General features: G+C 71.7%; 9 protein-coding genes. 5 read left to right on the forward strand and 4 right to left on the reverse strand.

The features are described from left to right. Nucleotides 1-3: 3 nt before the first annotated feature. The 3 genes from AOK22_RS06810 (at nt 4) to AOK22_RS06820 (ending at nt 4,080) form a co-directional block, all read left to right on the forward strand. Nucleotides 4-993 (forward strand): acyltransferase domain-containing protein, encoded by a 990-nt coding sequence (locus AOK22_RS06810; protein ID WP_055697664.1) that lies wholly within the window; start codon nt 4-6, stop codon nt 991-993. Nucleotides 994-1,045: 52 nt separating this feature from the next. Then, nucleotides 1,046-2,443 (forward strand): FAD-binding oxidoreductase, encoded by a 1,398-nt coding sequence (locus AOK22_RS06815; protein ID WP_055697665.1) that lies wholly within the window; start codon nt 1,046-1,048, stop codon nt 2,441-2,443. A gap of 95 nt (nt 2,444-2,538) precedes the next feature. Further along, nucleotides 2,539-4,080, forward strand: a complete 1,542-nt coding sequence (locus AOK22_RS06820; protein WP_055697666.1) for a benzoate-CoA ligase family protein — start codon at nt 2,539-2,541, stop codon at nt 4,078-4,080. Nucleotides 4,081-4,212: 132 nt separating this feature from the next. Here AOK22_RS06820 and AOK22_RS06825 read toward each other — a convergent pair whose 3' ends face one another. The 4 genes from AOK22_RS06825 to AOK22_RS06840 form a co-directional block, all read right to left on the reverse strand. Then, entirely contained in the window at nt 4,213-4,602 is a 390-nt protein-coding gene (locus AOK22_RS06825) for a nuclear transport factor 2 family protein (protein ID WP_055697667.1), read from the reverse strand. Between the two features lie 44 nt (nt 4,603-4,646). Then, nucleotides 4,647-6,218: a phenylalanine aminomutase (D-beta-phenylalanine forming) gene (locus AOK22_RS06830; protein WP_055697668.1), complete on the reverse strand. Its 1,572-nt coding sequence runs from the start codon at nt 6,216-6,218 to the stop codon at nt 4,647-4,649. Nucleotides 6,219-6,380: 162 nt separating this feature from the next. Beyond that, nucleotides 6,381-7,586: a cytochrome P450 gene (locus AOK22_RS06835; protein ID WP_055697669.1), complete on the reverse strand. Its 1,206-nt coding sequence runs from the start codon at nt 7,584-7,586 to the stop codon at nt 6,381-6,383. Continuing rightward, on the reverse strand, nt 7,573-8,229 hold the full coding sequence (locus AOK22_RS06840) for a TetR/AcrR family transcriptional regulator (protein WP_055697670.1): 657 nt from the start codon (nt 8,227-8,229) through the stop codon (nt 7,573-7,575). Before AOK22_RS06840 ends, AOK22_RS06835 begins: the two co-directional genes overlap by 14 nt. 84 nt (nt 8,230-8,313) lie before the next feature. On the opposite strand from AOK22_RS06840, the gene AOK22_RS06845 reads away from it, so the two are divergent. Both AOK22_RS06845 and AOK22_RS06850 read left to right on the forward strand, forming a co-directional pair. Next, entirely contained in the window at nt 8,314-9,768 is a 1,455-nt protein-coding gene (locus AOK22_RS06845; RefSeq protein ID WP_079036392.1) for an MFS transporter, read from the forward strand. A 423-nt stretch (nt 9,769-10,191) separates the two neighbouring features. Further along, nucleotides 10,192-12,565: lantibiotic dehydratase family protein (locus tag AOK22_RS06850; protein WP_157872188.1), on the forward strand; the 2,374-nt coding region annotated here is incomplete at its 3' end.

The following is a 12,565-nucleotide window of genomic DNA, read 5'->3' on the forward strand; positions in this document are numbered from 1 at the left end:
AGGATGGTCGCGTTCCTCTTCCCGGGGCAAGGCGCGCAGCACCCCCGGATGGGAGCGGACCTCTACGGCGTCTCCCAGCGCTTCACCACGACCATGGACCAGGCGTTCGACGCCTTCGGGCCGTCGGGCCGGACCATCCGGCAGGAGTGGCTCGCCGCGTCGCCGTCGTCCTCGTACGACGACATCTCCCGTTCCCAGCCACTCCTGTACGCGGTCAACTGCGCCTTGGGCGCCCTGCTCCTGGACTCGGGGGTCCGGCCGGACGCCCTGCTGGGCCACAGCGTCGGAGAGCTCGCGGCGGGCACGCTCGGCGGAGTCATCGACTTCGAGAGCGGGCTGCGCTACCTGCGCGACTTCGTACGGATCCACCGCCACGCGCCGCCGGGCGGCATGCTGGCGGTGGCCGCCACGGAGGAGCAGGTGGCCCCTCACCTGCGGGACGACGTGGTCGTGGGCGCCGTCAACGGGCCGCGGCAGCTGCTCCTCGCGGGCACCGATCCCGCGCTGCGTCACGTGGAACTCGACCTGGTGGACGCAGGGTTCACCTGCACCCGGGCCCGAGCGCGCCAGCCGTTCCACAGCCCGGTGATGCGGGCGGTGCTCGACACGCACGGGCCCACGGCGGCCCGGCCGCGGCTGCGGCCCCCGCACACCGTGATCTTCTCGGCCTGCACCGGTGACGTCCTGACGGACGACGAAGCGACCGACTGGACGTACTGGTCGGGGCAGGCCGCCCGGCCCGTGCTGTTCGCTCCCGCACTGCGGCGACTGCTCGCCTCCGGCGACCACGTCCTCGTCGAGGCGGGACCCGGACAGAGTCTGACGACGCTGGCCAGGCGGACCTCCGCCGTGGCCTCGGGGCGCTCGCTCGCCGTCCCCACCCTGCCGCCCCGCCGCGGGGCGGACGGCGCCGATCTGCACACGTTCACCACGGCCCTGGAACAGTTGAGGAGCCACGGGCACGCGCCCCGCGCGGCGGTTCCGCTCAGCTGACACCGGCCACTCCCGCCGAGCGCGGCGACGAGCCCAGGAGGAAACGTACGACATGGCGTCCACGACGATCGACGACTTGGCCCTGTCCGACTTCAGAAGGGCGTTCCGCGGGGAGGTGGTCCTGCCCGGTGACCTCGACTACGACGAGGCCCGCCGGATCTGGAACGGCACCATCGACAAGTACCCGGCTCTGATCGCCCGGTGCACGGGGACGGACGACGTCGTCGCCGCGGTGAACTTCGCCCGCACCAACGGCCTGCTCGTCGCCGTGCGCGGCGGCGGGCACAGCATGGCCGGGCACTCGACCTGTGACGGCGGGATCGTCATCGACCTCTCACCGATGAGTTCGGTCAGGGTGAGCCGCGCGCGACAGCGCGCCCGGGTACAAGGAGGCTGCCTGCTCGGGGCCTTCGACACGGCGACCCAGGCGCACATGCTGGCGACCCCGGCCGGCGTGGTGTCCCACACCGGCCTCGGCGGTCTGGTGCTGGGCGGCGGATTCGGCTGGCTCAGCCGCAAGTACGGCCTGTCGATCGACAATCTGCTCTCCGTCGAGCTGGTGACCGCCGACGGGCGGGTGCTCACGGCGTCCGAGACGGAGAACGCCGAGCTGTTCTGGGGGCTGCGCGGCGGCGGCGGAAACTTCGGCGTCGTCACCGAGTTCGAGTTCAAGCTGTACAAGGTGGGGCCGGTCCGCTTCGCCAGTGCGTACTTCTCCCTCGACGAGGGACAACAGGTGCTGCGGGCCTGGCGGGACCAGATGGCCGAGGCCCCGGACGAGCTGACGTGGGCGTGCTATCTGCGCCTCGCCCCTCCGCTGCCCGAGCTGCCCGACGAGCTCCGGGGCAAGCCGGTGATCTGCGCGATGGGCTGCTGGGTGGGCGATCCCCACGAGGGCGAACGGCGGATCGAGTCCTTCCTCACGTGCGGCAAGGCATACGGGGTGACCAAGGCGACGCTTCCGTACCGCAGTCTGCAGGCGTACTCCTTCCCGGGCGCCGTCGTGCCCGACCGCGTATACACCAAGAGCGGCTACATGGCGGAGCTGACGGACGAGGCCATCGACGTCGCCCTCGGCAGCGCCGCCCGGCTGAACTCGCCGTTCTCCCAGCTGGAGCTGCTGTATCTGGCGGGTGCGGTGGCGCGGGTCCCGGACGACGCCACCGCGTACAACAACCGCCGCTCCCCGTTCGTCCTCAACTTCGCCTCTGCCTGGATGAAACCCACCGACGACGCCGAGCACGTCCGGTGGGCACGCGAGGGGTTCGAGGCGTTCGGCCCGCACCTGACCAGGGGCGGATACGTGAACTTCATGAACCCGACCGAGGGAGAACGCACCGAGGACTCCTACGGCCGGGCCAAGTTCGCCCGCCTCCAGGCGCTCAAGGCCGCCTACGACCCCGACAACCTGTTCCGCCTCAATCCCAACATCACGCCTGCCACGCGCTAGCGCGTCGGGCACACCTGTCGCCCCGGGCCCGCCGGAGATCCCCCACTCTCCCGTGGCCCGGGGCGATGTCACGTCGCCGATCCCAAGGAGCAGCCATGCCGTTGGAGCGCTTCAACCTCTCCACCCTCGTCGACCGGAATCTCGACGACGGCCGCGGTGACAAGACCGCGTTCCACTGCGGCGACGAAGCGGTCACCTACGACGAACTGTTCGGCCGCGTGTGCGCGATGGGCCGGGCGCTCGGCGCGCTGGGTGTCCGGCGCGAGGAGCGGGTGCTGCTCGCGCTCGACGACTCACCGGACTTCGTCGCCGCCTTCCTCGGTGCGATCAGGATCGGTGCCGTGCCGGTGCCGGTGAATCCGCGTTCCCGCACCGGGGACTTCCGCTTCTTCGTCGACGACAGCTACGCCAAGGTCGTCATCGCCGACACGCCGCTGAGCGACACCCTGTCCTCGGTGCTGAAGGGCACGGGCGTCACGGTCATCGGTACACGGGCCGGTGAAGGGGCCCTGTCCCTGCCGGAGCTGCTCGCCGCCGACTCCGGCGAGCTCACCCCCGCGGACACCCATGGTGAGGACGTGGCGTTCTGGCTCTACAGCTCCGGCTCGACGGGACGGCCCAAGGGCGCGGTCCATCTGCAGCGGAACGTTGTGTCGACCTGCCGTCAGTACGCCGGGCAGGTCCTCGGGGCCACGCACCAGGACGTGCACTTCTCCTCGACGAAGCTCTTCCACGCCTACGGCCTGGGCAACGGCCTGACCTTTCCCCTCTGGTTCGGGGGTTCGTCCGTGCTGATGCGCGGCCGACCGACACCGGACGCGGTCCTCGACACCGTCGAGCGGTTCCGGCCCACGCTCTTCTTCTCCGTACCGACGCTGTACAACGCGATGCTCCACACGCCGGGCGCGGCCGGGCGTGACCTGTCGTCGGTGAGGCTGTGCGTCTCGGCCGCCGAGTCGCTGCCGGCGTCCGTCTGGCGCTCCTGGCACGACGTGTTCGGGCTGTCGATCCTCGACGGCGTGGGCTCCACCGAGATGCTGCACATCTACTGCAGCAACACTCCGGGGGCGGAGCGACCCGGCTCGGCCGGCAGGGCCGTGCCCGGCTACGAGATCAAGCTGGTGGACGCCGAGGGACGGCGTCCCGAACCGGGTGGGAGCGGAGTGATGCACGTGCGCGGCGGGAGCGCGCTCTCGGGCTACTGGCACCGCACGGAGAGCTCCCGGGCCGCCCTGCACGGCGACTGGTATCGCACGGGTGACCGCTACCGGGTGGACGAGGACGGATTCCACTGGTTCGAGGGCCGGGACGACGACATGATCAAGGTCGGTGGGCTGTGGGTCGCGCCGACGGAGATCGAGGACGTGCTCCTCGACCACCCGCGGGTCCTGGAGGCGGCCGTCGTCGGTGTGCGGCAAGCCGACGGGCTGAGCAGGATCAAGGCGTTCGTCGTGCCGCTGGACGCCGCTCATGTGGATCAGCTTGCCGCGCAGCTCCAGCGCTGGTGCAAGGAGCACCTGCAGCGCTACCAGTTCCCCCACGCGGTCGAGTTCGTCGGCGAACTGCCCAAGACGGCCACGGGCAAGATCCGCCGGTTCGAGCTGCGTGCGTGGGGACTGGACCGCGGGGTCGCCTGAGGAGCGCGGAGGCGCGGCGGCCCCACGACGTACCCGTACCGCCCGTGGCGGCGGCTACGGGCGGTACGGGTACGTCGTGCGGGTATGCGAGTGCGGCGGGCTCCGTTGACGTATTCCGGATGCGTGACCCGGCTATGCGGCAGCGGCGTCGGGGCTGACGTGCAGTCCCGCCAGACGCCAGCGGTCGTCCTGCCGCACGGCGATCAAGGTGAAGCGGAACGCGCCGCTCGCGTCGTCGCCGTTGTTGGTGCTCTGCTGTCTCTGGGCGACCAGGACGACCGCGGTGTCCCCGTAGGCCCGCACCTGCGTGTCGCCGACCTCGAAGGCGGTGGTGCGTACGGCGCCCGAGCGGTAGCGCGCCAGCCACTGGTCCCGGGCGCGCAGATAGCCCTTGGGGCCGACGCCGATGAAGTCGTCGGTGAGCAGGACGCCCAGTGCCGCCCAGTCACCGGCCAGTTCGGCCGCGCTCCAGTCCTCGACCAGGTTCAGCACGGCTCGTTCGGTTGCGGTGGTGGTTGCCATACAAGCTCCTTCGGCGCTGATGGGGAGTGCGGGTCGGGTGCGGCTCACCTGCCGCTCGGCGACGGCCCCGCGGAATCCGCGGCCAGCAGGTCGGCCGCCAGCGCCTCGACGTAGTCCGTGATGGTCTCGTCGCGGTCCAGGAAGGGGACGATCTTGCGGGTCCGCTCGTAGAGGGGCCGGGTCCACGAGGAGAGCCCGTCCGCGCCCCGGATGTCGACGGCCTGGCAGGCACAGAGAAGTTCGAAGGCGACCACGTACGCCGTGTTGGTCAGGACCTCGCGGGCACGGCGCGCGGCGACGAAACCGAAGGACACGATGTCCTGGAAGTCCGCGGTGGTGGTCAGGGACTGGATGGACATCGGCACGGTGAGCGCGCGGGTCTCGGCGGTGAGCGACGCCGTCATGAACTGGCCGCCCATCAGGCCGAGCCGCAGGCCGGGATCGACACTGCACAGGAACGCGGGCAGGCCGTTGCTGTTGCTCTTGTCGAGGAAGCGGTCCACACGGCGGTTGGCGAGGTTCGTCACCGTGGTCAGGGCGATCGAGAGGTGGTCCATCGCCATGGACACGTACTGCCCGTGGAAGTGGCCGTTGTGGAAGACCTCGGCCTCTTCGGGGAGCACGATCGGGTTGTCGTTGGAGGAGTTGAGCTCGTCCTCCAACGTCTCGGCGATCCGTGCGAGGCAGTCCACCACGGGGCCCAGGATCTGCGGGGTGCAGCGGATCGAGTACGCGTCCTCGATCGCCAGTGAGCCCGCCTTGGCGGCCGTGCCCATCTCACCGGCGAGCGTGCGCTCGGTGTCCTGTTCGTTGACCGCGAGCCCGGAGTCGGCGAGCCCTTCCCACAGGCGCCGCGCGACCTCGCGCTGCCCCTTGTGGGGCTTGACGGTGTGCACACGCGGATCGAAGGGCTTCATCATGCCCGCGAGGCCCTCGACGGACAGCGCCGAGACCATCTGGTAGGTGTCCACGAGCCGTTGGGCGGCCCGGTAGACCATCGTGCCGAGGCCGACCATTCCGGAGGTGCCGTTGATGAGCGCCAGGCCGTCCTTGTAGCCGAGCTCCATCGGCGCTATCCCCGCCTCGGCCAGCGCCTCCGCTCCGGGCAGGGTGCGACCGCCGAGCCGGGCCTTCCACTGCCCCGCACAGACGAGGGCGATCGCCGCCAGCGGGCCGAGGTCACCGCTGGTGCCCAGGGAGCCCTTCTGCGGCACGCACGGCACGATGCCCGCGTTGAGCACGGCGACGAGCGTGTCCAGGTTCGCGGGCGTGACCGCGGAGTTGCCGCGGGCCAGGGAGACGATACGGGAGAGCATGACGGCGCGGACCGTGGTGTCGTCGAGGTACTCCCCGACGTTGGTCGCGACCGCGTTGATCAGGTTCTCCTGGAGGCGGCGGGCGTGCGTCACGGGGACGAGGTGGTCGACGAAGCCGCCCATGCTCGTGTTGACCCCGTAGATGACCCGCTCGTCCTCGACGAACTTCTCCAGGATCTCCCGCGAGGAGTGGACCCGCGCCCGTACCGGAGCGGCGAGTTCGACGGGAGTGCGCTGCTCGGCGACGTTCTCGACCTGGTGAAGCCGGACACGTTCCCCTGACTCTACGACGAATGTCACGTTTGCGTCCTTTGAGTTGCCGTGAAGACCTGTTGCAGGGATGTCGATCTGCTTGCGTCTCACGGCAATGTGTCGCCAGGCGGTCAAGTGCGGCTCCAGTCAGGAGCAAGCGGGTCCGGAGGGACAGCCGGTCATCTGCGAGAAGGGTGCCGCGCCCCGCTCTCACCACCGCACGGGCAGTCGCCGCGGTCCGCGTACCTGGAGCCCCGACCTCCACGCGATGTCGCGCGCGTCGGCGGCCGACCGCAGCGCGGGGAACCGGGCGAGCAGCGCCGTCAGGGCGACGTTCAGCTCCATTCTGGCCAGTTGGGCACCCACGCAGTGGTGCATCCCATGTCCGAAGCCGATGTGCACGTTGCGCTCCCGGCCGAGATCCAGTCGCGCCGGCTCGTCGAACGCCTCGGGGTCGCGGTTGGCCGAGACGGTCGGCGCGAACACGGTCTCCCCCGGGCGGATCCGCGCACCGCACAGCTCCACCTCTTCGAGGGCGACCCTGGACCGGAAGGCCCCGGAGCCCAGGGGGACGTACCGCAGGAGCTCCTCCACGGCGGCGGGCATCAGCTCCGGCCGTGCGCGCAATGCGGCCAGCTGGTCCGGGTGGTGGAGCAGCACGTGGGTGAAGTTGGTGATCTGGGCGGCGGTGGTCTCGTGGCCCGCGATGAGCAGGTCCCGCGCGAGGGCCACGACTTCGCCGTCGTCGAGGCGGCCGTCCTCGCTGTCCCGCACCCGCACCAGCTCGGCGAGCAGCCCGTCGGACGGCTCTTCTCGCAGCCGGGCCACCAGACCGGCGAAGTAGCGCGTCAGCTCCGCGTCGGCCGCCGCCATCTCCCGCTCGTCGCAGGCCGTGGTGGAGAGCAGGGCGTGGGACCGGCGCACCAGGTTCGCGTGGTCGGCGTACGGGACGCCGAGCAGTGCGCAGATCACGCGGACGGGCAGGGGCAGCGCGAAGTGGGTGACCAGGTCCGCGGGCGCGCCCGAGACCTCCATGGCGTCGAGCAGTTCGTGCGCGATCGCCTCCGTCGCGGGCCGCAGGTCGTTCATGCGGCGCACGGTGAACGCGCCCATGACCGTGCGGCGCAGCCGAGTGTGGTCGGGCGGGTCGAGGGACATCAGCAGCCCCTCGCCGGCGGGGACCGGCTGCAATCGGGGCACGTCGGCGTGCGTCGTCGCCGCGCGGCCGAAGCGGGGGTCGCCGAGCACCCGCTTCACGTCCTCGTACCGCGTCACCAGCCAGGCGTCGCCCCCGTACGGCAGCCGCACCCGGCAGAGAGGTTCGCTCGCGCGCAGGGCGGCGAACTCCGGTTCCTCCTCCAGGCCGGGCGCCGAGGCGAAGGGGAAGGTCCGGGGTGCCGCCTCACCGGTGGTCATGGGCACTCCCCGCGCTCAGGGCCGGAGGTGCCGGTGGCCCACCCGGCCCGAAGACGCCGTCGAGGTGGTACCTCAGAACTCCCTTCGCGTCTTCGGCGGTCCGCTGGCCCACCAGCACGCTCGTGCCGAGGCCGTGGCTGAGGCCGAGCAGCCGGGCCGCTTCCACGGTGACGTCCAGACCCCGGTCCAGCTCCCCGTCTTCCTGAGCCTCTTCGAGCACCTCCGCCAGCTGGCGCTCGAAGCGGTTGGGCCCTTCGACGAACGGTTTCGCGGCCAGGTCCGGATCGGTCATCGCCAGCACGGCGTACGAGGTCCACACGAGGCGGAAGGTGCGGCTCTGCTCGGTCGTGGGGAACGACTCCTCGAGCAGTTCCTCGACGTAGGCGCGCGTCGTCTCCGGCCGCGGCGAGCGGGCCATGCGGTCCGCCCACCGCTCGCTGCTCCGCCGCTCCAGATGCTGCAGCGCGGCATGCATCAACTCGGCCTTGCCATCGAAGTAGTACTGCACCACGCGGAGCGAAACGCCCGCCTCGGCGGCCACCGATCTCATCGTCACGGCGTGCAGACCCTCCCGCCCCGCGAGGCGCACCAGCCCCTCGATGATCAGAACACGGCGCTCGGCATGGTCGACGATCTTCGGCACGGTCTTCCTCCTGGACCCGGGTGCTTTTAGGATACGCCCGTATCCAAAAAAGCTACGCGAGATCGCCAGAGAGACAAGAGGCCCATGGGACAGCTCGAACCGGACGACTCCGTACTGACGAACGCACCGGGCGGCGACCGGGACAAGCGCGGCCCCGGCAGCCGCGGAGCCACATCGGCGGTTCTCGCGCTCGCCTGCGCCGCGCAGTTCATGGTGGTGCTCGACGTCTCGGTCGTGAACGTCGCGCTGCCCTCGATCCAGCGCGCTCTCGGCTTCGACCCGGCCGGCCTGCAGTGGGTCGTCAACGCCTACGCGCTGGTCTTCGCCGGCTTCCTGCTGCTCGGCGGCCGGCTCGCCGACCTCTACGGCCGTAGGCGCGTCTTCGTCCTCGGGCTCTTCCTGTTCACGGCGTCGAGCCTGGTGGGCGGCCTGGCCAACAGCCCGGCCCTCCTCGTCGCCGCCCGCGCGGTGCAAGGGCTCGGCGCGGCCGTCCTGGCTCCGGCGACACTGACGATCCTCACCACCACGTTCGCCGAAGGAGCCGCTCGCACACGCGCAGTGGCGACCTGGACGGCCGTGAGCTCGGCAGGCGGCGCGGCGGGCAACCTCATCGGTGGCGTGCTCACCGAGTCCCTGTCCTGGCGCTGGATCCTGCTGATCAACGTCCCGATCGGCGCCCTCGCCCTCGCCGCCGCGCTCCCCCTCCTGCCGGGCGACCGCGAGCGCGGGCGCGGGCAGCGCCTCGACGTCCCGGGCGCCGCGCTGGCGACCGTCGGGGTCGGCGCGCTCACCTACGGCATCTCGCAGATCGAGAGCCGCGGCTGGAGCAGCCCGGTGACCGGGGCGGCGCTCGCGGCCGGCGTCCTCGCGCTGACCGCCTTCGTCGTGGTCGAGGCGCGCTTCGCGCCCGCACCCCTCATCCCGCCGCGACTGTTCCGCGCGCGGGCCATCTCCGTGGGCAACACGGTGATGCTGCTGGCCGGGGCCTGCTTCATCCCCATGTGGTACTTCCTTTCGCTGTACATGCAGAACGTGCTGCATTACGGCGCACTCAAGACCGGTCTCGGTTTCCTGCCGCACACCCTGGTGGGCATCGTGGGGGCGCGTTCGGCACCGCGCGTCATGGAGTACGTCGGGGCCCGCAAGGTGATCGTCATCAGTGCGGCCCTCTCCGCGGCCGGATTCCTCTGGCAGAGTCAGGCCACGCCCGACAGCGGCTATCTCGTCGGGCTGCTCGGTCCGGCCGTCGTCATGTCCGCGGGCATGGGCCTGCTGATCACCCCGATCACGACCACGGTCACCTCAGGCATCGGCGACGCCGACGCGGGCGCCGCATCCGGCCTGATGAACGCCACGCGTCAGATCGGCGGTTCGGTCGGGCTCGCCGTCCTGGTCGCCGTCGCCGCCGGTGGCGGGCAGACCGCGGCGGCACTCTCCGACGACTACGGCCGAGCGTTCCTCGCCATGGCCGGGATGCTCGTCGCCGTCGTGGCGGGAGCGCTCGCGCTGCCCGGGCCGCGGGAGGAGAGGCCGCGCTGACGCCGCCCCGCTCCCCTTTTCGGCCGGTCATTTCCCGAAAAGACCGGCCGGCCGGTCGGGGCGATAAACGGAATTCATTCCTTCGAATATCCAGTTCCCTTTTTCCGCAGGGGATCTATTGAGCCATGACCGAAGGACGATCAGTTGTGGATCTTACAAACGCGCTGCTAGCGTCCCAGCGCACTTTCGGCATTGACCTGGCGGATTCCCTTATCTGAAGGAGTGTCATCCATGTCCCCGTCATCCAGGAACGCGCTGAGGACCTCGCCCTTGACGACGTCTTCGACCTCGACGTCGAGATTCGGCTGAGCGAGTCCGGGCCCGACTCGGCTTTCCCGACCACCAGTTGCACGTCGAGCTGTCAGACCGTCATCAATCCCCTCATCTGCATCACCTGCTGACCGCGTGTCGCCGGGGACTCCGATGCCGTCGGGAGCGCCGCAGGAAGGGCCGTTCCGGCCGGTGCACACGGCCCTGTTGCGCGCGCCGTTGCGCGGCTCGGAGCCCCCTGCGTGGCTCGCCGCCCCATCACGCGCCGAGCTGCTGCGTGCGGCGGCCGGGGACGCGGTCCTCATGGACGCGCTGCGCGTCGCCAGCCCTTCGCTCGCCGACGCAGTCGGCCTCGCCGCCGACCCCGGCCGGGCGGCCCCGATGCAGGACGGCCGGTTGGCCAAGGCCGTCGTGTCGGTGGCACGTTACGAGAGCCGCATCCGGACCAGATGCACACCGTTCGGGCTGTTCGCCGGCGTCGCCCCGGTCCGTGCGGGTCGGGCGGCGAAGGTGCGGTGGCGGACGTCTCCCACCAGCCGGACGCAGGTCGACCTGGACTGGCTGCCCGGGCTCGTCCGTACCTGGGAGAGCGACGGCGACCTGCTGGAGCATCTCGTGGTGCGCTCCCACGCGGGGCTGGTCACGCGCGGCCCGAGGCTGGTGGCCGTCGCGCCGTCCAACACCGCCCTCAGCCAGGGCGAGCGGCGCAGGGACGAGGTCTCGATCCGGCGCACGGCGGTGGTGCTTGCCGCCCTGGACAAGGCGGCGGGCGGCGCCCTCGCGGGCGATGTCGTCCGCGACCTGGAGGAGAGGTTCCCCAAGGCGCCGCCAGGTGCGGCCAAGCGGGTCGTCCAGGCCCTGGTCGAGCAGGAGTTCCTGCTCACGGAGCTGCGCCCGGCGCTGGACGGATCCGACGCCCTGGACCAGGTCGTCGCCGTGCTCGACCGTGTGGCCGAGAACTGCCCGGCCGCCCACGCCCCGCTGGCCGCGCTGCGGTCGATCGCGGACGCGCGCGCCCGGTACGACGCCACACCTCTGGGACAGCGCCGCGACGCTCTGACCGACCTCACCTCCCGGATACGGGATGTGCGCGCAACGGACCAGCCCCTGCACGTGGATCTCGCACTCGGCGCGGACGTCCTGCTGCCCGCCGACGTCTTCGACGAGGCGGCACGCGCGGCCGGTGTGCTGTGGCGCCTGTCGCCGCCCACACCGGGGGACCCTCAACTGCGCGCCTACCACTCGGCGTTCCTGGAGCGCTACGGCGTGGACCGGACCGTGCCGCTGCCCGAGCTCCTCGACGACACCCGCGGGCTCGGTGCCCCTTCCGGCTACACGTGGCCGCGGCACGGCGCGCGTTCCGCCGCTGCCGGCTCCGTCCCCGCCCCTGCCGCCGCGCCGGAACGGGACCGGTTCCTGGCGGGGATCGCCGCGCGGGCGCTGCGCGACGGTACGCGCGAGGTGGTGCTGAACGACGCGGCCGTCGAACGGCTCGTGCCGCGCACACTGAGCACGGAGCAGGCGCCGGAGTCCTGCGAGTTCCATGTGCAGTTGGTGGCCGCGTCGGAGGAGGAGCTGTCGCGGGGAGCGTTTCTGCTGACGGCCGGGCCGTGGCCCGGCCCGCTGGAGGCGGGGGCGACCGCGGGCCGGTTCGCCGGGCTCCTGGGCACGCTCGCCGACGAGATCTCCGCTGCCGTGTCGCCGCCGGCCCAGGGCGGAACGCCCCTGTCGGGCGACGACCACCGCGTCGACGCCGGCCACCTCGTCCACGCCGAGCCCTTGCCGGCCGCCGAACTCCCGCTCACCGTCGCCTACCAGCCCCGCTTCAGCCGCGGCCGCAACGTCTCCAACTGCCCGCCCACCGCGTCCCATCGCCTCTCCCTCGGCGTCCCGCCGGGACCGGCGGAGTACGAGGTCGGCCTCGACGAGATCGGAGTCGGCGCCGACCCCGAGACGCTGTACGCGGTGCACCTGCCCTCTGGGCGCAGGCTGCGGCCACGCGCCCACCACGCGCTCGACGCCCAGGGGCAGGCCCCCAACGCGGCGCGGCTGCTGTTCGACATCGCGCGGTTCGGGCGGCACTATCCGCGCCCGTGGACCTGGGGTCCGCTCGACGACCTGCCGTATCTGCCCCGCGTCCGCTACGGCAGGACCGTCCTGTCTCCCGCGCGCTGGCGCCTCGACGAGCTGCACGAGCCGGCCGCGGGCGGCCGCGCCGCGCCGGACGACGCGGGGGCGGCCGAGGACGGGGACGCCGCGTGGCGCGACGCGGTCGCGGACTGGCGTCGCCGCTGGTCCGTGCCCCGGCACCTCGTGGTCGGCCGGTACGACCGCAGGCTCCGGCTCGACCTGGAGTGCCGGCACCATCTCGACGTGCTCCGCGACGCGGTCGCGAAGCAGCCCGACCTGCTCGCCGAGGAACCGCCCGGCGGAGGCGAACTGCCCGACGCGTGGCTGCGGGACGCCTCCGGCGCGCCTCACGTGACCGAACTGGTCGTGCCGCTGCGCCGCTCGCCCGCCCCGGCCC

It is taken from the genome of Streptomyces silaceus (genome assembly GCF_001419745.1).
Classification (GTDB): Bacteria; Actinomycetota; Actinomycetes; order Streptomycetales; family Streptomycetaceae; genus Streptomyces; species Streptomyces silaceus.